Source organism: Candidatus Roseilinea sp. NK_OTU-006, from assembly GCF_012931985.1.
In the GTDB taxonomy this organism is placed as follows: domain Bacteria; phylum Chloroflexota; class Anaerolineae; order J036; family Brachytrichaceae; genus JAAFGM01.
In genome coordinates, this window is the sequence record NZ_JAAFGM010000008.1 from 93,587 (window position 1) to 118,048 (window position 24,462).

A 24,462-nucleotide genomic window follows, 5' to 3' on the forward strand; every position below is an offset into this window, starting at 1 on the left:
GCAGCAGCCCTGCCGACGGCTAAACGGACATTCGGAACCCAACGCGTGACGTGAACCGGACAGGGGGAGGCATTGCCTGCGCCGATCCGCAGCGTCTACCCCGGCGGGCATTCTGCACAGGCGCTAGCGCCTGTCGAGCTGTGCGGCGTGCCCGGAGTCCGCCTTGCCCTTTTTCGCGGCATGAATCCGCTCGCTGATGCGCGCCAGCAGGATCAACACGAACAACACAAAGAGCGTGCTGAAGACGCCGAGCACGTACGCCCCAACGCCGCAGGCCATGCCGATGGCCGACACCGCCCAGATGCCGGCCGCCGTCGTCAAGCCATGTGGCGTATGCCGGTCACGACGTTGAATGATGGTGCCTGCGCCGAGGAAGCCCACGCCGGTGACGATCTGCGCCGCGATGCGGCCAGGATCGCCTTCCTTGAACGCGAATAGGGATAGCACGGTGAATAACGCTGCACCCAGGCCCACCAACATGTGCGTGCGCAATCCGGCGGAATGACCTTGCAACTCGCGTTCGAGGCCAACCAGCGACGAGAGCAACGCTGCCACAGCAATGCGCACGCATAACTCGAGTTGTAGTTCAACGGCCATACGCCCTGCCCCACCAGGATAGCGCTCTCGTCCTTCGTTTGTGCGCGAGCGTCGCGCCATCCCATCGCGCCGTCAGGCCTTTAGCGCGTCCAGCGCCATGAGCGCCGCGCCAATGGCCCCGGCTTGTTCGCCCAACTTTGCCTCGACGATCTTGACCTTGTCCAGCCCAGTCCGATTGATGGCATGCTGCTTGGCCACATCGCGGATCTGGGCCACCATCCACTCGCCCAGCGCTTCGATCACCCCGCCGCCATAGACGAGCATCTCCGGGTCGAAGGCGTTGATCAGGCTGGCCGCGTGTAGGCCGAGGTAATAGGCTGCACGGCGCAACACCTCGATCGTCAGCGGATCATTCTTGCTCACGGCCTTGGCCAGCACACTGCTGGTGATCGCGTCGTTGCCCTTCTCCTTGAGCAGGTCAGGCAGCACACTCTTGCGTCCGGCAGCGATGCCCGCGCGCAGGTCACGGTCAATGGCGCTGCGGCTGGCCAGCGCTTCAATGCCACCGCGGATCCCACCGCCGGGTGCGTAGGGGCCATCGGCCAGGATGACCATGTGACCCACCTCGCCGGCGCTCGAACGAAAGCCGACCCATGGCTTGTCGTTGACGATGATGCCGCCGCCAATGCCCGTGCCGACGAACACAGCGATCATACTGTGCACGCCCAGACCGGCGCCCACGCGATGCTCGCCCACCGCCGCCACGCGCACGTCGTTCGACAGCGACACGGGGACCGCATGCCAGCGCCGCAGCGACTGGGCAATCGCGATGTTGTGCCAACCAGGCAGGTTGGTCAGGCTAATCACCACGCCGTTGACGCTGTCTATGATGCCCGGCGCGCCAATGCCGATGGCAGCGACTCGATCCTTCGTGAGCTTCGCCTTATCCAGCGCTTCATCCATCGCTTTCCGGATGCGGTTGATGACGGCCTCTGGGCCTTTCTCGGCTTGCGTCGCCTTTTTTGCCGCTGCGCGCACGCTGCCCTGTGCGTCTACGACTGCGGCGAGGATCTTCGTGCCGCCCAGGTCTACACCGATTGCGTATTTTGATGCCACGATTGCATCTCCGTTGTCCCCATGTGTTGTTGTCGTTCGGCAGATTATCCACCCTGGCCGAAAGCCGCATTCTTCGCGCTGCGCAACAACGCACAGGCGCAAATCCTCCGCAACCCTGATGCGTCCCGCACGAATACGCGCCAATGTTAGAATCCCACAGCCATTTTGCAAAGTGAAATGAGCCGCACATCATCATGCGCGTTCCAATCTCCTGGCTGCGAGAATACGTCGAAGTCACCCTGCCGGTGGATGTTCTGGCCGAAAAGTTGACGCTGGCCGGCTTCGAGGTCGAGCACATCGAGTATGTCGGATTGCCCGGCAGTGAGCTGCCGTGGGATCGCGACAAAATCTTCGTCGGTCAACTGCTTCAGGTCGAACGCCACCCCAACGCCGACCGTTTGCTGTTGGCCACTGTGGACTACGGCACAGGGCAGCCGATCACGGTCGTCACCGGCGCGCCGAACATTCGGCCCGGCGACAGCGGGCAAAAGGTGGTGTTGGCGCTGAAAGGCGCGCGCCTATACGACGGCCACAAAGCGGGCAAGGTCATCATGACCTTGAAAGCAGCGACGTTGCGCGGCATCAAGAACGACTCGATGGTGTGCAGCGAGAAAGAATTGGGGCTGAGCGACGAACACGAAGGCATCCTCATCTTGCCCGACGATGCGCCGGTTGGCGCGCCGCTGGCCGATTATCTCGGCGACGTCGTGTTGGAGGTCGCCATCTTGCCCAGCACAGCCCGCGCCGCGTCCATCATCGGCATCGCGCGCGAAGTCGCCGCGCTCACCGGTCAGACCGTCCGCTACCCGCCGATGGACTTCACCGCCGAGGGTGAACCGATCGAAGGCGAGCTGCGCATCGAGATTCGCAATTCACGATTGAACCCGCGCTTCACCGCCGGCGTTATTCGGGGCGTCACGATCGGCCCCTCGCCCTTTTGGATGCAGCGGCGGCTGGCGTTGTGCGGCATGCGCGCGATCAATAACATCGTGGACATTTCCAACTACGTCATGCTCGAATTCGGCCAGCCGACGCACGCCTTCGACCTGGACGCCGTGCGGATCGGGCCGAGCGGCATCCGCACGATCACCACGCGCCTGGCCGAGCCGGGCGAGGCCCTCACTACCCTGGACGGGCAAACGCGCGATTTGCAGCCGACCGACATCCTGGTATGCGACGAAATCGGCCCGCTTAGCCTGGCCGGCGTGATGGGCGGCGCCGACAGCGAGGTGAAAGAATCAACGCGCAACGTGCTGTTCGAGGCGGCATCGTGGGACAACATCAGCATCCGCAAGACCGCGCGTTACCACAACTTGCACAGCGAGGCCTCGTATCGCTTCTCGCGCGGCGTGCATCCGGCGCTGGCGATGGTCGCCCAGCGGCGCGGGCTGCACCTGCTGCAGCGGTACGCCGGCGGCGTCATCAGCCGAGGCATCCTCGACGCCTACCCTTCGCCGGCTCCACCCGTCCGCATCGCGCTGCATCCAGAGCGGGTGAACAAGCTGCTCGGCGTCGAGATGACGGTCGAGGAGATGACGCGCATCCTGCGTTTGCTGGAATTCGAGGTCAAGGCCGAGGGCGAGCGCGCGCAGCCAGGAGTCGCCGCGCCTGCTCCCCAACCGCCGCGCCTGATGGTGACGGCTCCCGAGCATCGCTTGGACATCGAGGGCGAACACGACCTCATCGAGGAGATCGCCCGCATTTACGGCTACGATCGCATCCCGGAGACGCTGATGGCCGACGCGCTGCCGCCCATCCACGGCAACCCCGCGCTCGACTTTGAGGAACGCGTGCGCGACTTGCTGGTAGGCGCCGGCTTGCAAGAGATCGTCACCTATCGCTTGACCTCGCCGGAACAAGAGGCGCGCATCTACGCGCCCAACACACCGGCCGATCACCGGCCCTACGTCATGCTGGCCAACCCGATCAATCCCGAGCGCACTGCGATGCGCCACACCCTGGTGAGCGGCGCGCTGGAGGTGCTCACGGCCAACCTGCGCCATCATGCGCGCGTGGCGATTTTCGAGATCGGCGCCGTTTTCTTGCCCGGCAGCGAGGGGGGCCTGCCCGAAGAACAGCCGCGCCTGGCCATCGCGATGAGCGGCGCACGCGCCGAACCCTCCTGGCGCACCCACAACGCGGACGGCGCGCCCGTCATGGATTTCTACGACCTGAAGGGCGTGGTCGAATCGCTGCTGGATGGGCTGCACCTCGGCGAGGTGACCTACGAGCCGACGACGCACCCGACCTACTACCCAGGCCGAACGGCCGCGGTGCGCGCATGCGACGCCTCGGGGATGCTGTTAGGCCTCCTGGGCGAGTTGCACCCGCGCGTGCGCGACGCATGGGGGCTGCCCGCCGATCGGCCCGTGCTCATCGCCGATTTCGACTTGGAAGCGCTGCGCCACGCCGCGGCCCGGGACTATGCGATCCGAGACCTGCCGCGCTTCCCGGCCACCATTGAAGACTTGGCCATCGTCGTGGACGAAGCCGTGCCGGCGGCAGCCGTGGCGCGGACGATCCGCCAGGCCGGCGGCGCGCTGCTGCGCGATCTGCGCCTATTCGATGTCTACCGCGGCGAGCAGATCGGCTCAGGCAAGAAAAGCCTCGCTTACTCGCTGACCTATCAGGCCGAAGACCGGACGCTCACCGACAAGGATGTGGAGACATTGCGCGCCAAAATCATTCGCGCGCTCGAGGGGCAACTCGGCGCGACCGTGCGCCGGTGAAGCTCCAATCGAGATCGAGCACTCAGATTCGCGATTGACACCGCCGGGCAGTTAGCGATTGGCCATAGCATACGCGCGTCGCCGTGCGTCAAACGGCTCGGCTTGGCCGCAGGCAACGCCGCAATCGAATCGCGCTTATCGCGGCGCTAAGCGCGCCTCAGAGGTAGCGTCGTCATAGCGCCGTTCTAAACCAGAATCATGAACAACTATCGCAACGCCTGGATCGCCATCATCGTGGGCTTGATCTTGATTTGCGCCTGCTTCGGCGCCATGGGCGCCAGCCTGATTTGGATGGCCGCGCGCGTCTTCACGTCTCTAGACTTGCCACCGGATCCGGATATTGATAGCCCGCCTGTCACCCAGGTCAAGACGCCCAATCCGCCGATCGAGGTGATCCGCCCAACGCTGCAGCCCGGCGCCGGCGCGTCCGACGATCCGATCGAGACCATCACCACCGCCGTGTTGCCCCGCGAGGACCTCGCCGAGCTGGCAATCCGCTTCAAAGGCGTATCGCCGAAGGAAGCCGAGGTCAGTTGTCCGGCGCTTGCCCCGGCGTATCCGGTCGGCGCGACGCGCACCTTCACTCTGACCAATTCGGACACCGACGAGTTGTTCCAGATCAAAGCGCGCTTGGAAGAGAAAGGCGAGCACGTTTACATGTGGGTGCAGTATGCGCCCACGCCGGTGCGCTTGAACCAGGATAAGCTGCGCCGCGCGGTCGAGATCTTCGACCGCCAAATTTACCCGCGCACGCGCGAGTTCTTCGGCAGCGAGGACTCGCCCGGCGTGGATTGCGACCCGCGCATCCACATTGTGCATGCCCTCAACCTGGGCCGCACGGTCGGCGGCTATTTCTCCTCGCCCGACAGCTATCCGCGGGCCGTGCGCAGCGACTCGAACGAAGGGCAAATCTTCATCATGCACGCCGCGCGCGGCTACAACGGATCCGATCCGGCCAGCGAAACGTATCTCAGCACCATCGCCCACGAATTCCAGCACATGATCAGCTTCCACCAGACCCATGCGCCCGATCTATGGCTGGAAGAAGGGGCGGCGCAGTTCGCAGAGCGTCTGAACGGCTACGGCGATTCGGTCACGACGGTGTACGACTTTGCCGCGGCGCCGGACACCCAGCTCAACACTTGGCAAGAGAGCAGCGCCGGCGGCAACAGCGCGCACTACGGCGCAAGCTATCTGTTCTGGTCTTATCTCTACGACCGCTTCGGCGAGGCGATTCTGCGGACGTTCGCCCGCTCGCCGGAGCGCAGCGCGCGGGCTTTGATGCGGGTGCTGGCCGAGGCCGGCGCAGTGAACCCCGACACCGGACAACCGCTTACGTTCGAAGCGCTGTTCGCCGATTTCGTCATCGCCAACTACATGAACCGCGAGGCGATCGAGCCGGGGACGAATCGCTACCACTACGCCACGATCCGCGTGCCGCCGATGGCGACGCGCGCCGAACCGAGCGATCGGGACTATCCATACGCGGTTCGCGCGGGGCTGGCGCAGTTCGGCACCCACTACTACGAACTGAGCGGAAGCCAACCGACGACGATTGTGTTCACCGGCTCAACGATCGTTTCGGTGCTGCCGACCGATGAAGCCGATGGCGCGTTCTGGTGGTCTAATCGCGCCGACGCCAGCAACCCACGCCTGACGCGCGAGGTGGACTTGACCGGCGTCACGCACGCCACACTCACCTACCGGGCATGGTATCGGCTGGAGCAGGGCTATGACTATGCCTACGTCACCGCCAGCGAGGACGGCGGCCTGACGTGGAAGGTGCTCGCGCCCACCTCGTGCACGACCGACAACCCCCAAAACGCCAACCTGGGCTGCGGCTACACCGGCCCATCCGGCGGGGCTGAACAGGCCGACGCCCCACGTTGGTTGGATGAGCGTCTCAGCCTGGACGAATTCGCCGGCAAGAAGATTCTGCTGCGCTTCGAGATGGTCACCGACGCCGCGATCAATCGCGAAGGGCTGGCCATAGACAATATCGCCATCCCGGAGATCGGCTTCTACGACAACGCCAGCGCCGATTTAGGTTGGCGGTCGGAAGGGTGGGTGCGCATCGGCAATTGGCTGCCGCAGCGCTGGCAAGTGCAGGTCATCCTCACCGACCGCGACGGCAAGCGTCGGCTCCAACGCATGACGCTCACCGACAACGCCGGCGCGCTGATGCTCGACTTCGGCGGCACGGTGCACAGCGCCGTGCTGGCCATCTCGCCCACGACGCAGGGCACCACCGAGCCGGCTGGATACGAGCTGCAGATCAGGTGACCCGCCGCGCCTCAACGTGCGCCCACCGGGCATCGGCGGCCTGATCGGTCCCACGCCACCGAACGGGGCGGCAAGGTCGGCGAGTTCAGCTTACACTTTGCATGCAATGAAAATCATCACCTATGAACTCGATGGGCGCGCCGGCGTGGGCGCATTGCACCCCGACGGCGGCGCCGTGGACCTCACCGAAGCAGGCGACGCACTCGAGATCGCATCCAATCCCCAGGCGCGGGCGCGGGCCGAGCGACTGATGGCCGACCCTGCGCGCCGGATACCGGCGCCGCTGCGCCTGCGCGCGCCGTTCGCGCCACGCTCCTTCATTTGCATCGGTCTGAACTACATGGATCACGTCAAAGAGAGCAACGCGCAGACGCCCGCGCGGCCGGTGGTATTTGCCAAGTTTGCCAACGCCCTGGCGCATCCGGGCGATGCAATCACCTGGTATGCCGACGTCACGCAGCAGGTGGACTGGGAGGCCGAGTTAGGCGTGGTGATCGGCAAGCCCTGTTACCGGGTGAGCAAGGAAGAGGCGATGGCCTACGTCGGCGGCTATACCTGCGTGAACGACGTAAGCGCGCGCGACATCCAGCTCACCGACAGCGCCAAACAGTTTACGCTCGGCAAGACGCTCGATGGCTTTTGCCCGGTCGGCCCGTGCCTGGTCACCACCGATGAAATCCCCGACCCACAGAACCTGGCCATCCGCTGCCGGGTGAACGGCACGGTGGTGCAGGACTCCAACACGCGCGAGATGATCTTCGACGTGGCGACGCTGGTGTCGTATCTCAGCAAGTTCATGACGTTGATGCCCGGTGACCTGATCGCCACCGGCACGCCGCCCGGCGTAGGCATGGGCATGAAGCCTCCCGTATGGCTGAAGGACGGCGACGAAGTCACCGTTGAGATCGAGCGAATTGGCGCCTTGACCAACTTCTGCCGCGTGCGCTGAGCACAGGGCAGAACGAACGCCGGCGGGGAAGCGCATGGGTTGCAACGCCCGCGTTCAAGCCCACCCTGACCACTTGAGCCGAGACGCCATCGCGCGGGAAGAACGCGCCCACGCCGAAATATAATTCACCGCACCCAAGCAACACCCGACAAGCGCGATCATCGTCCCAGTCACAAGAAGTCCGGGTTGGGCTGTGGATGCGCCGGCAAGTTTCGAGTTCGAGCAGGTTGCGTTCAGAAGAACAGCGGGGTGAAGCCGAAGATGAGCAGGGTAAATCGTTGGTTGGTCGGAGTGGGTGTCGTGACGCTGCTCACGCTCACTGCGTGTGTGGGCAGCCCCAGTTTGGGCAGTCTCTTCAACCGCCGGGTGACTCCGGCTGCGCCGGCGGATGTATCGCCTAAGGTCGCTGCACAGCTACGGGACTTCGACTTCGTCGCGCAAAGCTTGCGCGAAGCCTATCTCAACGCCGATGCCCTCGACGACAAGTGGCAGATGACCGTTGACGCCGAACGTTTGAAGATCGCGCAGGGCGATGGCGATGAAGCGCGCTTGGTTGAGAGCTTGCAGAAGATCATTGAAGCGCTGGACGATGAAGAAGTGATCATCCTTCCGCCTGCGCAAAGCCAACCGCCATCCGGCGGCTCCGGGACATATTCTGGCATCGGCGTCTTGATTGACCTGCCGCGCGAGGGCAAGGACCGCCTCTTGGTCTTGGCCGTGTATCCCGATTCGCCGGCCGATCGCGCCGGCATTAAGCCGCACGATGCCATCATCGCCATCGAAGGCGAGCCGGTCACGTTCGCCAAGCGCGCCGAGTTGATCCCCAAACTGCGCGGCGAGGCCGGCAGCAAGGTCACCATCACCGTGCGCACGCCCGGTCAGCCGCCGCGCGATCTCACCTTGACGCGCCGTCCGGTCGAGCCGCGCAGCCCAATTCGCTACAAGCGCTTGCCCGATACCAACATCGGCTACATCGCGCCGAATCCGACGCAACTGAGCACGATGCGCGCCGACACGGCCAACGCACTGCGCGAACTGAGCGCAGATCGCAACATTGACGGGCTCGTGCTCGATTTGCGCATCATCCGTGGCAACGAATTCCCACTGGACGAGATGCTCAGCTTGTTCGCAAACGGGCCGGTGGGGGCCGTGCAAACGCGCAGCAAAAAAGAAACGATCGAGATCATCGGGAAGAGCATTGCCGGCTCTCAAGAAGTGCCGATGGCCGTGCTCGTCAGCGAGCTGACCAGCGGACAAGCTGAGGCGTTCGCCGGCCTCCTACAAGACCTCGGCCGCGCACAGATCGTTGGGACGAAGACGAGCGGCCAGGTCGCTCAATTCGCCACGGCCACGCTGCCTAGCTCGCGCCTACGTGTCCAGTTTCCCACCGCCGACTACATCAGCGTGAAGAACAACAGTTGGCGCGGCAGAGGCGTGACACCGAACATCCTCTCCGCAGCGGCGTGGGAAGATTTCACGGCCGAGGACGACCCGCACGTTCAGCAGGCCATCCACGTCTTGACGGCGCCCTGATGGGTCTGCCGCGCTCAGTTCTTGACCACGGCGCCTTCCGGCGGCGTGAAGTCCGGCCCGTAGCGATAGACTGCTTGCCAGGGCACGTACTTGCTCACCACGCGTTCGTTAATTAGCGTCTCGCCGTTGCGCGTGACGACGCGCGTGAAGAAGACCGTCGCACCATCCACAGCGTAATCCACCTGCTTGGCCTGGCCAGGCGGCACCTCCCCTTCGGTGTCACGTTCGTAGATATCCGGCCCGTGCGGCACGACATCGGTGATTGTGGCGGAGCTGATCGTCACCTGGCGGCCGTCGGGCGTGCCGTAGAACTTGAAGGTGAGCGTCACACGCGCTGGGTCGTAGATCGTCTCGATCAACAGATGGGCGTTTGTGTCGTTGATGAACTTGAGGTCGGCGTATGGCGAGAACACCGACGCATCGAAGCCGGGTCCCATGCCGCGCTCGTAGTAGCTGACGCGATAGCCATGTGGGTAGCGCTCGATGATGGGAAAGCCGGCACGCAGCGCCGCCTGGTAAGCTGTAGTCGAGACCTGACATACGCCGCCGCCAACGCCCTTCACCGTGCGATTGCCGACGATGATCAAGCCCTCCTGGAAACCCTCTTTCTCCGACACATCGCCCAGATATTCGTTGAACGAAAAGACCGCGCCAGGCGGTATGACGACACCGTTGAAGCGCGCTGCGGCGACCTTCACGTTGTTCAGCCGGGCCGTGCTGGAGCCTTTGAAGTAGGTCGTGGCTTGGGTGATGAGCTGGGTGATGCCGAGGTCCTGCGCCGTGGCTGTGGCCGGCACCGCGGCCGGCGTGGTGTTGACGACGAGCGTCACAACACGGTGGGCGCTGTGCATGGCTGCTTCCAGCGCGTCCAGTGTGGCTTCAACATCGAGCGTGCGCGCGTCGCGCGAGGGCGCAATGGCGCGCAACTGGCCGGTGGATGGGTTGAACGCGAACCGCGCATTCTGCGCTTTCTGCGCTACAGCCTTGCCCAGCGGCTCGACCAGCGCGCGCAGCTTGTCTCGGCGCATCCGCACGGTGATGTTGGCCGGATCATTCGGCGGCTGCTCAATCAGCACAAAGTCGAGCAGATCCGCTTTGCGGATGCGGAACGCTTCAAGCGGCGGCAAGGGGTTGCCGGCCTCATCCCAGCGCGGCGCCATCACCACCAAATCGTCGCTCACCATGCGCGCGATAGCGTCGGCCACCGCGGCCACCGAAGCGACCTTTGGCTCGAGCGTCCTGTAAGGTAGCACGATGTCCGTCGGCCGATGCATCAGCGCCGCCGAGCGGATCAGTTGTACGGCCATGGCCTCATCCAGCTCGCGGCCGACCTGGGACGGCGATGCGCGCGGGACGCCGCCTTCAAACTCGAGGCGCGCATCTATGGCCGGTCTCTCGGTCTGCTCGGCCACTTGCCGCACGATGTGCATGATCTCACCGCCGTCCACCCGCACGACGGGCGACACATCTATCCCGCGCCACCAAGCCTGGAAGCGCTGGCGGATTTGCGTCAGCAGGTCGCCCTGGCGCCCGACGCTGAGCGCAACGCGCACCGTCTCTGCCGGATCGAGGCCAATGCCGAAGTCGGCAGGCCGAAAGACATACTGCTGCTCGGCCGCTTGCACGCGGATGGCCGGCAAATGGAAGTATTGGGATTGGAGTTGCGCGACGGCGAAAACTTCCTCCGGCGTCATGCCGCTCAGGTCTATGCCCTGCAGGTGCACGCCGGGAAAGACGCGATTCTGGTAGTAGATATGGTGGTAGGCCAGCGCGCCCACCCCATACGCCAGGCCGACGACCAGCATCGCGAACAACAAGTAAAGCGGTCGGAACAAACTCCTGAGCATGGCCTGCACATCATCCACAACAGCGCGCGGATGACACGACGGATATTGTATCCCTTTGCGGCTGATCACCGGTGCACTTTTGCGTATATGGGCGAGGCCATATTGCGCACGCCCCTCCGCGCCAAAAACGCCCCCTGCCAACCCCCTATCGGTATCGGCCAGGCGACGATTCGCGGATGCGGTGGGTGCTTAACTTGCCGGCGACATGACCTTCGCCGCGTGTCGCGCTTCGTCCAGCATGGCGCGGGCTGCAGCAGCCAGCCCGGCCCAGTCGCCCGATTCAATTAAGGAGTTCGGGAGCGCACCGGCGTTCAAGCCGACGAGTTGCGCGCCGGCGGCCAGATACGCTTGTGTTTCGCAAGGCTGCACGGCGCCGCTCACCCACAGCGGAATATCGGGCAGCGGTCCACGCACGGCGCGGATGAAGGCCGGACCGCCGATGGCGCCGGCGGGGAAGACTTTGACCACGTGCGCGCCCAGACGCCAGGCATGCATGATCTCGGTCGGTGTCATGCCGGCGGGGATGGCGACCACGCCGGCTTCGCGGCTGGGGCGGATGATGTCGGTCTCGCAAATCGGCGAGACGAGGAACTGCGCGCCGACCTCGATGCACCGGCGCGCTTCGGCGGCGCTGGTCACGGTGCCGGCGCCGATCAACACATCCTCGGGCGCGTCGGCGCACAGGGTTTGGATCACGTCTAGCGCGCCGGGCACAGTCATCGTGACCTCCACACAGCGGAAGCCGCCCGCGATCAGAGCGCGCGCCAGCCCCAACGCGCGTTCGGCTTCGGCAACGCGAATGATGGCAACGACTTGCTCACGAAAGAGCGCGCGCAGGCGACGTTCGATCAGAAGCATGGCGCAATCGGTTGGCATTGTAGCTCGTTTGGCGCGCCGAGCGCGAGCGCATCCCATATAATCCAGGCGGCCATGCGCATTCAAAACTGGTGTGCCGCGATGCTGTGCATTGCCCTGGCGGCCTGCGGCACAGCCCCATCGCCGGCGCAACCGTCGGCGGCGCCAACCGACTCGCCTGGCCAAGGTAAGCCATCAACGACGCCGGCGCCGCGCGCCTACCTGCCCGGGATCGCCATCGAAGGCCGCAAGCGCGTGCTGTTTATCAACGGCGACCATATCCCGGAGACCGGCTACCCACACTCGCGCGTGCGCGACGACGGCAGCAAGCCGGAGAGCTTCTCGCGGTTGCGCACTGAGGTGCTCGAAGGCGATCTGCAGTTATCGGTGGACGAATATATCCTCACGGCCAACACAGCGATCACGCCGACGTTGCTGTCGCCTTACACGTTGGTTGTGCTCGGTTCCAACAGCCGCCTGCTGGACGCCGGCGAAGTAGCGGCACTGACCGAATACTATGAGGCCGGCGGCCGCATCCTCGTCTATGCCGACTTTCAATACGGCCCGGACAATTGGGCCAGCGACAACAGCTTCCTCAATCAATTCGGGATTGAGGTGTTCCCCGACAACTTCCAACCGACGACGCAGATCACCGACATTGTGAGCAGCCACCCCATCATGCAGGGCGTGGCGTCGTTCGCCACCGAAGGCAGCAGCCAATTCCTCCTCAGCGCGGCGCGCCTAAGCGAGCAACAAGTGTTGGCGAAGTGTTCGCCGCTGGAGCGCAGCGGCTGCGCCTTGCAGCCGGCGGAGCAGGCCAAAATCCGGCCCGGCGATGTGGTCGCTTGCACGTGGGTGCGCGAGAACGCACGCGGCGGCAAGCTGGCCGGCACATGCGACCGCAACACCTTTCACAATGGGCCGGGACCCGGCACTGACATTGACGAGTTCGACAACCGCACCTATGCGCGCAACCTGTTCCGATGGCTGACGCAGTGAGTTCAGAAGCCAGAGGCCAGAGGCCAGAGGCCAGAAGTCGGAAGTTAGAAGTCGGAGAGCAGAGGACTTCACTTTCACCTCTCTTTCTCAATTTTCAATTCTTCCTGCGATCCCGGCTCGCTGAAGGCTTCGCCGGAAGCGGGAGCGGGACAATTCTCAATTTCATTCTCGTTGCATTTCTGGCGCTGTGCGCGATCTACAACGTGACGCTGCCGATATTTGAAGCGCCCGACGAGGCCTCCCACTTCCGCTATGCGCACTACCTGGCCAGCGAAGGCCGCTTGCCGGATCTGAAACGCGACTTGCCTTCGCACGAGGTGACGCAGCCAGTGCTGTATTACGCGCTGGCGGCGCTGGTCATCAGCCCATTCGATCGCAGCAATCTCAACCAGTTAGTCCTGCTCAACCCCGATTGGTTCGACCGGTCGCTCAATCAAGGCTATGTTGGCGTACGCGGCCAGCATATCCACACCGAAGCTGAACGCTGGCCGTATCAGGGCGCGGTGTGGGCTGTGCGGGCGGCGCGCTGGCTATCGTCGCTGCTGGGCGCAGCGACGATTATCCTGGTGTATTTGATTGCGCGCCGCATCTTCACCGGCCGCGCCATCACCGAGGCTTCACGCGCGCGGGCAGCCGCGCTGTGCGCCGCGTTGGTGGCCTTCAACCCGAAGTTCATTCACCTCAGCAGCATCGTCAACAACGATATCGCCATCACGCTGGCCGCCACGGCAACCTGCGGGTGGATGGTGCGCATGACAAACCCGACACGTGCGCGCGGCCAAGCCGCGGCGCACGCATTCTTCGTCCTTGGGGCGCTGGTAGCCACGGCCACGCTGTGCAAGTTGCAAGGGCTAGGCCTGCTCGCGCCGGCGCTGGCGGCCGTCTTCCTGGTCGCGCCACGCCAAAGCCCGTTGACGCGCATCGCGGCGCTGCTGGTCGGCTTCTTGGCCGTGGCCGGCTGGTGGTTCATCTTCAACTGGCTCAACTACGACCATCCGCTGGCATGGGCGCAAGTCCGGGCAGCGAACGAAGCGCTGTTGCGCAAGCCGCCGCTGAGCGCCGATGGAGTGATCGCGACGCTGCCGCTGTGGTTCACGTCGTACTGGGGCAACCTGGGCATCGAACTACATTACGATGCGTGGGTAAACGTCGTGCTGTTCGTTGCGCTGGCGCTTGCGGTGATCGGCTGCGTCGTCGCCTTCGCCCGTCGGCTGCCGATGGTGGGCAACCGCGCCGGCTTCACCCTGCTGATGATTTGGCAAATCGCCCTCGTGGTCATGTTCGTATGGTGGCTGAGAAGCTATGTGGGCACAGAGAACAGCCGCCTGATCATGCCAGGCGTTGCGCCGGTCGTGGTGTTGACGGCGATGGGCTGGCTGACGCTTGCGCCGCAGCGCGTCTGGCGCGCAACGTCCATCGCCGGCGCGGGGTCATTGCTTGCGCTGGCCGTCGCGACGCCGTTCGTCACGCTGCGGCCGGCCTACGCCACGCCAGACACGATGAGCCGCACAGCGCTGGTCGCCGCTTACCGACTCCCCAGCGCCGGCGTGGCGGTGTTCGATGGCATGATCGAGTTATTGCACGCCGAGGTCGGTGCTAAACGCGTGGCGCCTGGCGGGCAATTGGAGGTAATACTGTATTGGGGCGCGCTGGCGCCGGTCAACCAGAGCTACCGCGTGGTGCTAGAAGCGCTCGGCTTGGATGGCGAGGTGATTGGGCGCAAACTGGCCATTCCCTTTGGGGGGCGCTTCGCTACGCAACGCTGGCAACCCGGCGCATACTTTCGCGACGTATACCGTCTGCCCATTGACGCCACGGCATCGCCCGGCCCAGCCCGGGTGCAACTCAAGCTATACAAGTTGTATCCAACGCCGGGCGACGCGCAGATTAACGGCGCGAATACAGGCACCTTCCTGATAGACCGAGTGAAAGTCACCTCAGCGATCGCTCCGGCGCCGGCATCCTCGCAGCCGCCAATTGCCGTGTTCGGCGACGCCCTCCGTCTCGATCGCGTGCGCTTTTCGCCGGATCAGGTCACCTTCGACTGGACCACGCTGAAGCCCCCAGGCGGCGACTACACGTTCTTCGTGCACATCCTGGATGAAAACGGCGCGCAGATCGCCCAGCAAGACGCCGAGCCATTCGACGGGCAATACCCCACCGGCCTGTGGGAGGCGGGCGAGCGGGTGCGTGACGCGCGCGCGCTGGTGTTGTCCCCGGAGGCTCGACGGTTGCGCATCGGCTGGTATGACAGGCGGACTGGCCAGCGCCTCGCTGCTCACACGGCCGATGGCCGCCCGTGGCCGGACGATATCGTATTCGTCGAAATCCGTTAGCTGCCCGCGCTGCTGCAACTGAGGAGGTTGGTTGTGTCACATCATTCTCGCTTCAATCGGCGCGTTTCTGCGCTTGCGCTCATGCTCATCATTGTGCTTAGCGCTCCTTTTTTCATCGCCGGCACATCTCAGGCCAAAACGATACGCGCCCTGGAGGTGCCGCCAGGATTCAAGGTGGAGCCGATCACCGCAAACCTCGAGCTGCCGACGACGTTCACTTTTGCGCCAGATGGCCGCGTCTTCATCGCTGAGAAAGCGGGTCGGGTCAAAGTGTGGAAGGACGGCGTGCTCTACGCGCGGCCCCTGATTGACATCCGCGACGAAGTGAACAGCTTCGTCGATCGCGGCCTGATCGGCATGGCGCTCGACCCGAACTTCGCCGAGAACGGGTGGATTTACCTGCTCTACGCATGGGATGCGCCGGGCCAGGCCAAAGACGTGGATGAACCTCGCCGCAGCCGGCTGGTGCGCTACACCGTCGAAGGGGATGTGGTCAGGCCGAACAGCGCCTTCGTCTTGTTCGACGACCACTGGAATTACACGCAGAATCACTCGGTCGGCACACTCAAGTTCGATAAGCGCGGGTTGCTCTGGGTCTCGCTGGGCGAGGGCTCGCTCTCGGCCATGCCCGACAAGCTTTCGCTCACCGCGCTGGACATCAATACGTTGCAAGGCAAGGTGCTGCGAATTGACCCGCGCACCGGCAATGGCGTGCCCGGCAACCCGTTCTACGACCCGCGCTTCCCCAAGCGCGCGCGCTCGCGGGTGTGGTCATACGGCTACCGCAACCCCTTCCGTTTTGCCTTGCATCCAGAGACGCAACTGCCTTACGTCGGCGATGTGGGCTGGAACACCTACGAGATGCTGATGATTGCGACGAAAGGCTCCAACTTCGGTTGGCCATGCGTGGAAGGCATCATGGATGTGCCGCAATTCCAAAGCATGCCGGAGTGCCGAGGAATCAACGTAAAGACCACTACGCCCAAAGAACTGAGCTATCACCACAACGAGAACAACGCGTCGGTGACGGCGGGCGACTTCAACACCGGCGACCATTTCCCGCCGGAGATGAAGGGCAACTTCTTCTGGGGCGACTACTCCACACAAGTGATCAACCGCACCGTTCTGGACGAACGTGGGCGCTTCAAGGAAACCATTCCTTTCGGCAAGCAGATGGGCGAACCGGTGGACATCCAGTTCGGCCCGGATGGCGCATTGTGGTATCTCTCGATCTACTCTGGCGGGCTGCGGCGCATCGTCTATGAAGCCCGCCCTGTTGGCGCGCTGGCGACGATCACCCGACCTGCGGCGAGCAATAAGCCCTCGGCGACCATCCTCGCCCCATTCGATGGCGACACCTACCTGGCAGGTCAGACCGTGCGGCTGCGCGGCGAGACCAGGAACGCCGTAGCGGCCGAATGGCGCATCACCCGCTACGACGGACGGCGCGCCACACCGATCACCTACACGACCGGGCTACAGGCTAGCTTCGTCATGCCGGCCGATTTGCGCGACGATGGCTTCGTGGAAGCGATCTTCACCGCAACCGACGGCAAAGGGAACCTTGCCGCGACCAAGGTCAACATTTATCCATTTCCGAGCGACGGCTACATCCGAGCATGGTGGCTGAACGGCGGGTATCCCTACGGCACGCTGGACGACGACGTGCTGCCCGGCGGCGAAGCCAATTACATCGCCCGCCCTGGCGACAAGACTGCCTGGGCGATCCGCAGCCCATCGCGCAACATCAACCTGCTGAACTACATCACGCCCTCACGGAAGACCGTGGCGTATGCCTTCGTGTGGATCGAGTCCGCCGAGGATCGCAAGGGCCTGTTGGGGATGAACTCGGACGATGGACTGGCCGCCTGGCTGAACGGCAAAGAGATCTGGCGCAACAAGGTAAGCCGCTACATGCCCGACGATCTACGCGACATTGACCTGCCGCCGATCGAGCTGAAGCGGGGCTACAACGCGCTGTTGCTGAAGATTGACACGAACGACGGCGATTGGCAGTTCAAGGCGCGCGTGCTCAACCCCGACGGCTCGATCATGCGCGACGTAGCCGCCAAGCTGGTGCAAGCACCGACGCAGTAGCGCCTGGCCGGATTTCAGCGTCCATTGGGCCGCGCCGGCTTATACTTCGTCAGCGCCGCCAGCGGCCGCAGCAGGTCGGGGTTGCGCAACTGGATCTGCGATAGGCTGGCATTGAGCAACACGTAGAGCAACGGCATCAAATGCGAATCCGGTCGCCATAGGCCAAACTTAGCGAAGCTGCTGCGGGGCACGGCGATGTCGCCCGTGCGGGTTTGGCGCGTGATTATCCAACGATCGCGGAAGCATACGATGGTGTCGGGCGTGTGTTCTGGCCGGATGACATCCTCCTCGATCAAACTGTTCAGACGCTGCAACAACACATCCGGCGCGATCGCCTCCGCCGCAAAGATGTAGCCCAGATAGGGGTTGAGCTTGTCGTCGGAGAGTTGCGCGTAGCGCGCGCCGAACACGCCCAGGTGGTGTATCGGCGTCACGTCATGGGCCGTCGCCTTACTGCGATGCAAGCGCTTGAGCGAGGCCACATTCTGCAGACGTTCGGCGAACGTCTCCTGATCGAGACGCGGCGCGACCTCGCACATCGCATACACCCCCTCGCACGGCAGCAACCGCCCCATCGGCAAGGCGAAGATCGCGTCGTAGATCAAGATGCTGTCTTCGCGCGTGGTCACGTCGTCTATTGAGAACGCCTTGCCTCGTTCCAGGCCATAGCGCAAGGGCAACATTGGCCGGAGGACGTGAGTGATAAAAGCGTGCTGGTATTCCGCGCTGTCCGCGCCGTCCTGAAAGACCTCGCCCAGATGAACGCGCTGCTCGATGGGTTCGACATAGGCGCGGATGGCATCCAGGATCAACATGGCCGTAGCGTAGTGTATCGCATGGCGACGCTCGATCGGCGTGTGCGGCGCGCCATTTCACATGCGGATCAGCTCGACTTTGCGCAGCGCGACCAGGTCGCGCGCGCCGGCGCACAACATCGCGGCGCGGAGCTGGCCGAGGATCACGGCGATCTCATCGCCGACCGCCTCTGGGGAGATGGTGGCCGCGCGCAGAAACGGGCGGGCCATGCCGAACAACGTGGCGCCCAGCGCCAGGCACTTTGCGCCATCCACGCCGTTCTTCAAACCGCCGCTGGCGAAGATGACCACGTCCGGCGCGGCCTCGCGCACGTAGCGAATCGAATCAGCCGTGGGGATGCCCCAATCTACGAAAGCCTCGGCGATGCGGCGCTGCACGTCATTCCGCGCGCGGAACATCTCAACCTGGCTCCACGATGTGCCGCCGGCGCCGGCCACATCAATCGCGGCCACACCGGCGTTGGCCAAGTCGCGCGCAACGCGAGGAGAGATCCCCCAGCCGACCTCTTTGGCGATGACCGGGATGCCATCGGCCTGCAGGGCGCGCGCGACCCGCTCGATCCTTTCGAGTAAACCGCCCCAATTCACATCACCTTCCGGTTGCAGGATCTCCTGCAGCGGGTTTAGGTGCAAGACCAGGGCATCGGCGCCGGTCAGCGCTACGGCGCGCCGGCAATCATCAATATTGAACCCATAGTTGAGCTGCACTGCGCCAATGTTCGCAAAGAGGAGAATATCCGGCGCGACATCGCGCACCTGGAAGGTGTCGGCCAGTTCGGGTCGGACGACAGCAGCGCGCGTAGAGCCAAGCCCCATGGGGATGCGCGCTTGCTGCGCCGCAATCGCCAGGTTGCGGTTGATCGTACGCGCCTGCTCCGTGCCGCCGGTCATGCACGAGATGAGCAAAGGCGCGCCCAGCCGCCGCCCAAACAACGTTACGCCCATGTCTATTTCGCGCGCGTCTATCTCGGGCAGCGCTTGGTGCATAAAGCGGTAGCGCTCCAGGCCGCTGGTCAAGCGCGAAGCGACATTCTCATCCAGGTTAATGCGAATGTGATCGGCTTTGCGCGTTTCCAACTGATGTCCCTCGCGCGCGCTCACCTCTGCGCGTCGTTCATCCGTCATAGCGCGATTCCGTAACCCCTTTCTGCCAGCGGTGTTTCAGGGACATAGGGATAGATTAAAATGCCCAATGGATCACCACAGGAGGATATAGATTAATGTCAGACCAGTCCACATTCGAACGCGTCAAGGCGCTTACTGTCAAACTGCTCGGCGTTGCGCCCGAGAAGGTCACCATGGAGGCAAGGTTCCGCGAAGACCTTGAGGCGGACTCGCTCGATCTCGTTGAGCTTATCATGGCATTCGAAGAGGAATTCGGCGGCGAGATTTCCGACGAAGACGCTCAGAAGATTACCACGATTGGTGAAGCGGTCGCCTACCTGGAACAGCGACAGCGCCAGAGCGCATAAGACACTGCAACATTCGCGATCGAAAGGCTCCCGCACGTGCGGGAGCCTTTTTATTTCGGCAACGGCTTTCAAGCGCTATGCGCGCGCAAGAAAGACTCGACCTCCGCGCGGCTCGGGATGCTGGGCTGCGCGCCTGGCCGGGTGACGGCAATGGCTGCGGCCGCGCAGCCAAACTGCGCGGCCTCGCGCACAGGCGCGCCTTCGACCAGCCGTGTCGCGAATGCGCCGATGAACGTGTCGCCCGCTGCCACGGTATCTACTGCTGCGACGGGAAAGGCCGGCACGTGGCCGCGCCAAGTCTCGGCATCCACCCACACCCCGTTTTCGCCCAGCGTCACCAGCACGTTGCGCGCGCCGCGCAGTCGCAACGCTTGGGCTGCCGCGGCCGCACCTTCCAGGCCGCGTACTTCAACGCCGGCCAACTGGCTGGCCTCAGCCTCGTTGGGGATGAGGTAGTCGCACCATTCCAGCAGCGCATCGTCGAGCGGAGCAAAAGGGGCCGGATTGAGGATGCTCAGTCGCCCGGCTCGGCGCGCGATAGCCATCGCGGCTTCGGTAGCCGCCAAGCTGGTCTCCAACTGTGCGATCACAGCGTCGGCCTGAATCAGACGATCTGCGGCTGCGTGCACGTCGGCCAAGGTCAACGTGCGATTTGCGCCGGCAGCCACGACGATTTCATTTTGCCCTGTCGCGTCATGCACGAGGATCATGGCCGTGCCGCTGGCGCTGCCGGCCCGGTGGATCACGCCTTGTGTGTCCACGCCTACCGCGCGCAAGTTAGCGAGCATCGCTTCGCCGAATGTGTCCGAGCCGACGCAACCGATCATGCACGCCGGATGACCCATGCGCGCGACCGCGTAGGCCTGATTGGCGCCTTTGCCCCCACAGGCCGTCTGTAGATCGTTGCCATGAATCGCCTCGCCAGGCATGGGGAAGCGCGGCACGCGGACGATCAGGTCCATATTCAAGCTGCCCACGATGGTGATCATTGGTTTGTGCAAGGCCAGAGCGCGACCTGCCGATGCAAGCCGCGCTGCGTTATCCCCTATTCGCCTTTCGTTTGGAGCTCATCGTACAGGCGCTCCAAGCCGGCGCGCATTTCGTGCGCCAACACGTCATAGGCCGGCGACGCCTTGCTACGGGCGATCTTCGGCGCATAGAGCATCATCAAGTCGGGCACGAGCGCGCCCACTTCGGAACGGCTGCGGCGGGCGCGCGCGAGCGCCCTGACGCGCACTGTGGCGGCCTTGATGTAGTCGAGCGTGGCATCTACGGCCTCGGCCGGCTCGCCCGCCGGCCCGCGCCCAGGCACCAGCGTCGTGATCGTGCGGGTCTTCTTCAGCGCAGCTAGGACCGCGAGCCAACGTTCGAGGTTCGCCTGCGCCAGATGAGGCGGTTGGCCGACGGCCACATGATCGCCGGCGAAGACGATGCCGGAGTCGCGTACCGTGACGAAGCACGCGTCGGGTGAATAGCCGCCTTGAAAGGTGACGTCCACGAAGGTCACATGCTTCATACCCAGCACGATACTGATCGAGTCGCTGAAGGTGAGCTGCGGCGCGTCGTTGCACCCCCTCGCCACTGATGGGGGCGACTCGAACGGCTGAGCGGGCGCCGGCTCGGCCTGGACAACAGACGGCGCCAAGGCAGCGTCATGCACGACCGCCGTTGGCGCGCCCACCGCCGCAAGCGACTCGGCGCTCATCCGATCCGATGCAGTAAAGACGACAGCGCGGATCGGCTTGTCACTCAGTTCGGCCACTTGTGCCCGCCAGGCGCGCGCCTCAGAAGGATCGGGCGGCAGATCAACGCAGACGACGGCGTCCTCGCCGATCACGCATCCCACGTTCAGGCCGCCGGCGGTGGTGTGATAGAACACGTTCTTGTGCAACTTCTTCATAGGTGCATTGTGCTGGGCATTGTACGACCGGTGCCGGCAAACACCTAGGGAGCATTTCAAAATGGGGAAGTGCGGACTGGCCCGCAGCGGTATTCGCTTCAGTGGCGCCGGACAGTCCGCTATCGCCATCTCTTGGACATGGCGTATGCCCACTCGGATCGGTGTATCTCAGCGGGTTGTTGAGGACTTAGGCGTAGCGGTCGAGCGCCTGCGACCGCAGGGAGTCCCCGTGGGACGGGTCGTCCGGCCGCGGCACGCTGCTGTCCGGCGAGAGGAAGCGGGCCAACAGCGGCGAGTAGTAGCGCGCGTTGTAATCATAGAGGCCGACACTGCCTTCCAAACGCTGGCCGGCGGCCACGTCCCGCGTGAGCGCAGCGAACGGCAGGATGAACCGCCGGTCGGTGGTCAGTGTGTCGGCGCTCCGAGTGCTCTAGCTTGTTCGCAAGAGGCCGCGTCACACAAGAAATACTTATCCTGCAAAGTACTGCCCGAATCGTCGTATAAGCTCTTCCTGCTCTTTGTTAGGTTGCCATTTGCCTTCTCTGATTAGTCTGTCTACGTCGTAGGCGGCACCTCGATAAGCTTTCGCTCGGATTACTTCATGGATGGCTTGTAAGGCCGCTACCTCTCCTGTGAGCGTTAGCATGTCCTCCAACGTTAACCTTTCATCGAGTGCGATTAGCTCAGATATGAGTCGCTTGGCTTCCTCATATCGGTCTTCGGATGCTAGCCTCTCAAGGCGTTCTACCAGAGTGGACAATCGAGGGTCTGGCCGCTGCTTGAATTGACGCTTCATCCATTCCACATATTCTTTGTCGTCCATGGATCCTCACTCCTCTCTATGGACCTAACAAACTCACCGTGTCCACATACACATCCGTGTTTCTAATGATGTATTGAGGATATCCACCCGGACCATATTCCGGATAGCTAACCGTGATCGGCTCCGGAGCCGCTCCCTTGCCGCCAAGCGACCTTGGCACCTCGAGCTTGCCGGCAACTTGTAGCGTGTCGAACTGCAAGCGCACAGCGGCATCGTTCCAGCTTGGATTGATCTGCAAACCTGCACGCGCTGCGGAAGCCGTCTCAAACTTTGCCGGCGTGACATACCAGCCGTCTTCACGCGCCGGTAGAACTTTTGTCTCAATGATCTCCTGAGTCCGTGGTAATGCTGAATGAGCATAGCGATACATGGTCGAATGCACGGCTTGACCGTCGGGCTTGACGTAGAAATCTGGCCGTCGCGAAGCCGATGCTGAGCTTTGTCCTGCAGAAGGCAGCTGCGGCGCATTGGCCGATTTGGGCGCGGGCAATTGTCGCGATGGTGGAGTGTATCTCGGCGCGCCGTGATTGACATATTCCCCGGAAGCGGGGTTAAAGACGATGTTGCCCCCGCCTTCAACGTAGGGTTTGCAGTTGATTCGAAGGCAGCGCGGATCACCTTGTTGCTGAGGCTTATGCCCACTCGGATCGGTGTATCTCAGCGGGTTGTTGTAAACGTAGGCGTAGCGATTGAGCGCCTGCGACCGCAGGGAGTCCCCGTGGGACGGATCGTCCGGCCGCGGCACGATGCTGCCGGCGAGAGGAAGCGGGCCAACAGCGGCGAGTAGTAGCGCGCGTTGCCGGCGCGCAGCGGAGGTCCCTGCGGGGGATAGTCGTACAGCCCAACACTGGCTTCCAGCCGCTGGCCGGCGGCCACGTCCCGAGTGAGCACAGCGAACCGCGGGATGAACCGCCGATCCGTTGGCCACGTGCCGCTAACGTGGCGCGCCGAACCATACGGCGTGTCCCACAGAAGAGAGGCTTCGCACTAGCGCGCCTCTGCCACAATCCACCACTCGTATTCAGCACCGGCAGGCGTGCTACCTACGGCCTTGTTGCATATCCTCTTATACCGACTCTCGTCTTTTCAAGCGCGCATCCTAGATCAGCTACATGCAGCGTGCTCGATACCCTGTCAACTTGGGGCACGAAGAGCAGGTATTGTCTGTTTCTTCCTGCCACCATTGCGGTCGTTATTCCGTTGTACTTAGACCCACTCCTACGCCGCTGCTCAGATTCGGCGAGTGCATCGGGGGCAAACTCTACGAATACCTCTTGGTTGTTCGACTCAAGATCATACCTCCACACCCTAAGCGACTTCGGATCGGGCCTCAGCACAACATCGTCGGTCAACCATGAATTCATATCATCGAAATCACCTTGACCCAGGGTAATCACTCTGCGACTTGCTAAATCTACAAAGTGCTTGACCCAGGTTAGCTGGCTATATCCTTTCTCGTCTTTCTCACTCTTTCCCCGTGTCAAGAACGAGGCACGCTTCCCTGTTGGTGACAACTCCACAGCGCCCGCTCCGCGCGGAACAGGCAATGTAACTAATAGCTCCGAACTGGTTTTGCCATCCCAACGCCATACTTCCAACTCACCCTGTATGGTATGTCCGCGATCAATAGCGCATATGCAAGCAACCAGCCCGAGTGGCTCTTCTATGTCTATGCTGCAGTTAGGATGCGAGCAAACCTGTAACTCCTTCACACGCCCATCGGATAACCGCAGGTGATAGAGCTTGTCTCTACCAGGTCGTATAGAGTTGTAATATATCCCCACCATCTTCCCATCCCACTGGATTTCTACGCCGGAGTAATTCAATTCGCTAACAGTATCGCTTGGGACACTGCTTGGCAGAATTCGCGACTCTCCCGTCTCTGGGTTGTAGAAGAAAACGAACGGATGCGGCGTGCCCAGAGACAACCCACTCTTGCCGTTGCCAACCAGCCATTCGCCATTCGGGGACAGATCTAGCGTGATAACTTCAAACATGCGCAACGCCATCTCTCTGACACATTCCCTGGGCACGATTAGGTCCTTCAGCGTCTCGAGGGATAGGCGCTCCTGACGTTCTGCCTCCAACGGCGTCGGCGCTGGTGTGTGCACCGTGCCAAGCTCGTTAACTGGACGCAAGCATCCGGCAACGGCTGCAGCGAGGATCAACAA

19 protein-coding genes are annotated in these 24,462 nt (G+C 63.1%); 8 read left to right on the forward strand and 11 right to left on the reverse strand.

Features of this window, described 5'->3' with window-relative positions; translation table 11 throughout:
* Window positions 1-123: 123 nt before the first annotated feature.
* The gene (locus GXH28_RS06735; protein ID WP_169238254.1) at window positions 124-597 is read right to left on the reverse strand and encodes an MgtC/SapB family protein; all 474 of its coding nucleotides are present in this window, start codon (window positions 595-597) and stop codon (window positions 124-126) included.
* A gap of 72 nt (window positions 598-669) precedes the next feature.
* Window positions 670-1,653, reverse strand: a complete 984-nt coding sequence (locus GXH28_RS06740) for an ROK family protein (protein WP_169238255.1) — start codon at window positions 1,651-1,653, stop codon at window positions 670-672.
* A gap of 194 nt (window positions 1,654-1,847) precedes the next feature.
* On the opposite strand from GXH28_RS06740, the gene pheT reads away from it, so the two are divergent.
* The 4 genes from pheT (at window position 1,848) to GXH28_RS06760 (ending at window position 9,147) form a co-directional block, all read left to right on the forward strand.
* Window positions 1,848-4,382, forward strand: a complete 2,535-nt coding sequence (gene pheT / locus GXH28_RS06745) for a phenylalanine--tRNA ligase subunit beta (RefSeq protein ID WP_169238256.1) — start codon at window positions 1,848-1,850, stop codon at window positions 4,380-4,382.
* A 198-nt stretch (window positions 4,383-4,580) separates the two neighbouring features.
* Window positions 4,581-6,665, forward strand: a complete 2,085-nt coding sequence (locus GXH28_RS06750) for an immune inhibitor A domain-containing protein (RefSeq protein WP_169238257.1) — start codon at window positions 4,581-4,583, stop codon at window positions 6,663-6,665.
* Between the two features lie 106 nt (window positions 6,666-6,771).
* The gene (locus GXH28_RS06755) at window positions 6,772-7,614 is read left to right on the forward strand and encodes a fumarylacetoacetate hydrolase family protein (protein WP_169238258.1); all 843 of its coding nucleotides are present in this window, start codon (window positions 6,772-6,774) and stop codon (window positions 7,612-7,614) included.
* A gap of 261 nt (window positions 7,615-7,875) precedes the next feature.
* Window positions 7,876-9,147 carry a S41 family peptidase gene (locus GXH28_RS06760; RefSeq protein ID WP_169238259.1) on the forward strand — a complete coding sequence of 424 codons (1,272 nt, stop codon included), beginning with the start codon at window positions 7,876-7,878 and terminating at the stop codon, window positions 9,145-9,147.
* Between the two features lie 14 nt (window positions 9,148-9,161).
* Here the strand turns inward: GXH28_RS06760 and GXH28_RS06765 are convergent, their stop codons facing one another.
* Both GXH28_RS06765 and GXH28_RS06770 read right to left on the reverse strand, forming a co-directional pair.
* Entirely contained in the window at window positions 9,162-10,994 is a 1,833-nt protein-coding gene (locus GXH28_RS06765; protein ID WP_169238260.1) for a VanW family protein, read from the reverse strand.
* Between the two features lie 189 nt (window positions 10,995-11,183).
* Entirely contained in the window at window positions 11,184-11,852 is a 669-nt protein-coding gene (locus GXH28_RS06770) for a bifunctional 4-hydroxy-2-oxoglutarate aldolase/2-dehydro-3-deoxy-phosphogluconate aldolase (RefSeq protein WP_169238261.1), read from the reverse strand.
* 72 nt (window positions 11,853-11,924) lie between these two features.
* Between GXH28_RS06770 and GXH28_RS06775 the strand changes: the two genes are divergently transcribed.
* The 3 genes from GXH28_RS06775 (at window position 11,925) to GXH28_RS06785 (ending at window position 17,281) form a co-directional block, all read left to right on the forward strand.
* The gene (locus GXH28_RS06775) at window positions 11,925-12,848 is read left to right on the forward strand and encodes a hypothetical protein (RefSeq protein ID WP_169238262.1); all 924 of its coding nucleotides are present in this window, start codon (window positions 11,925-11,927) and stop codon (window positions 12,846-12,848) included.
* A gap of 203 nt (window positions 12,849-13,051) precedes the next feature.
* Entirely contained in the window at window positions 13,052-15,184 is a 2,133-nt protein-coding gene (locus tag GXH28_RS06780; RefSeq protein WP_169238263.1) for a glycosyltransferase family 39 protein, read from the forward strand.
* 33 nt (window positions 15,185-15,217) lie between these two features.
* Entirely contained in the window at window positions 15,218-17,281 is a 2,064-nt protein-coding gene (locus GXH28_RS06785; protein ID WP_206156740.1) for a PQQ-dependent sugar dehydrogenase, read from the forward strand.
* Between the two features lie 14 nt (window positions 17,282-17,295).
* Here GXH28_RS06785 and GXH28_RS06790 read toward each other — a convergent pair whose 3' ends face one another.
* Together GXH28_RS06790 and fni are read right to left on the reverse strand one after the other, a co-directional pair.
* Window positions 17,296-18,096, reverse strand: a complete 801-nt coding sequence (locus GXH28_RS06790; RefSeq protein ID WP_169238265.1) for a DUF6602 domain-containing protein — start codon at window positions 18,094-18,096, stop codon at window positions 17,296-17,298.
* 57 nt (window positions 18,097-18,153) lie between these two features.
* Complete coding sequence (gene fni, locus GXH28_RS06795; RefSeq protein WP_169238266.1) at window positions 18,154-19,221, reverse strand: type 2 isopentenyl-diphosphate Delta-isomerase; 1,068 nt, start codon at window positions 19,219-19,221, stop codon at window positions 18,154-18,156.
* Between the two features lie 95 nt (window positions 19,222-19,316).
* On the opposite strand from fni, the gene acpP reads away from it, so the two are divergent.
* Window positions 19,317-19,568 (forward strand): acyl carrier protein, encoded by a 252-nt coding sequence (gene acpP, locus GXH28_RS06800; RefSeq protein WP_169238267.1) that lies wholly within the window; start codon window positions 19,317-19,319, stop codon window positions 19,566-19,568.
* A gap of 68 nt (window positions 19,569-19,636) precedes the next feature.
* Here the strand turns inward: acpP and rbsK are convergent, their stop codons facing one another.
* The 5 genes from rbsK to GXH28_RS06825 all read right to left on the reverse strand — a co-directional run bounded on the left by rbsK (window position 19,637) and on the right by GXH28_RS06825 (window position 24,288).
* Complete coding sequence (rbsK, locus tag GXH28_RS06805; RefSeq protein WP_169238268.1) at window positions 19,637-20,557, reverse strand: ribokinase; 921 nt, start codon at window positions 20,555-20,557, stop codon at window positions 19,637-19,639.
* A gap of 56 nt (window positions 20,558-20,613) precedes the next feature.
* Entirely contained in the window at window positions 20,614-21,468 is an 855-nt protein-coding gene (locus tag GXH28_RS06810) for a hypothetical protein (protein WP_169238269.1), read from the reverse strand.
* A 469-nt stretch (window positions 21,469-21,937) separates the two neighbouring features.
* Complete coding sequence (locus tag GXH28_RS06815; RefSeq protein WP_169238270.1) at window positions 21,938-22,291, reverse strand: hypothetical protein; 354 nt, start codon at window positions 22,289-22,291, stop codon at window positions 21,938-21,940.
* Window positions 22,292-22,307: 16 nt separating this feature from the next.
* Entirely contained in the window at window positions 22,308-22,661 is a 354-nt protein-coding gene (locus GXH28_RS06820) for a hypothetical protein (protein WP_169238271.1), read from the reverse strand.
* 673 nt (window positions 22,662-23,334) lie between these two features.
* On the reverse strand, window positions 23,335-24,288 hold the full coding sequence (locus tag GXH28_RS06825; protein WP_169238272.1) for a hypothetical protein: 954 nt from the start codon (window positions 24,286-24,288) through the stop codon (window positions 23,335-23,337).
* Between the last annotated feature and the right edge of the window lie 174 nt (window positions 24,289-24,462).

Coding starts and splice junctions, on each gene's coding strand:
- GXH28_RS06735 (WP_169238254.1), bottom strand. CDS start 597: ATGGCCGTTGAACTACAACTCGAGTTATGCGTGCGCATTGCTGTGGCA.
- pheT (WP_169238256.1), top strand. CDS start 1,848: ATGCGCGTTCCAATCTCCTGGCTGCGAGAATACGTCGAAGTCACCCTG.
- GXH28_RS06750 (WP_169238257.1), top strand. CDS start 4,581: ATGAACAACTATCGCAACGCCTGGATCGCCATCATCGTGGGCTTGATC.
- GXH28_RS06755 (WP_169238258.1), top strand. CDS start 6,772: ATGAAAATCATCACCTATGAACTCGATGGGCGCGCCGGCGTGGGCGCA.
- GXH28_RS06760 (WP_169238259.1), top strand. CDS start 7,876: ATGAGCAGGGTAAATCGTTGGTTGGTCGGAGTGGGTGTCGTGACGCTG.
- GXH28_RS06765 (WP_169238260.1), bottom strand. CDS start 10,994: ATGCTCAGGAGTTTGTTCCGACCGCTTTACTTGTTGTTCGCGATGCTG.
- GXH28_RS06770 (WP_169238261.1), bottom strand. CDS start 11,852: ATGCTTCTGATCGAACGTCGCCTGCGCGCGCTCTTTCGTGAGCAAGTC.
- GXH28_RS06775 (WP_169238262.1), top strand. CDS start 11,925: ATGCGCATTCAAAACTGGTGTGCCGCGATGCTGTGCATTGCCCTGGCG.
- GXH28_RS06790 (WP_169238265.1), bottom strand. CDS start 18,096: ATGTTGATCCTGGATGCCATCCGCGCCTATGTCGAACCCATCGAGCAG.
- fni (WP_169238266.1), bottom strand. CDS start 19,221: ATGACGGATGAACGACGCGCAGAGGTGAGCGCGCGCGAGGGACATCAG.
- acpP (WP_169238267.1), top strand. CDS start 19,317: ATGTCAGACCAGTCCACATTCGAACGCGTCAAGGCGCTTACTGTCAAA.
- rbsK (WP_169238268.1), bottom strand. CDS start 20,557: ATGATCACCATCGTGGGCAGCTTGAATATGGACCTGATCGTCCGCGTG.
- GXH28_RS06810 (WP_169238269.1), bottom strand. CDS start 21,468: ATGAAGAAGTTGCACAAGAACGTGTTCTATCACACCACCGCCGGCGGC.
- GXH28_RS06815 (WP_169238270.1), bottom strand. CDS start 22,291: ATGGACGACAAAGAATATGTGGAATGGATGAAGCGTCAATTCAAGCAG.
- GXH28_RS06820 (WP_169238271.1), bottom strand. CDS start 22,661: ATGTATCGCTATGCTCATTCAGCATTACCACGGACTCAGGAGATCATT.
- GXH28_RS06825 (WP_169238272.1), bottom strand. CDS start 24,288: ATGTTTGAAGTTATCACGCTAGATCTGTCCCCGAATGGCGAATGGCTG.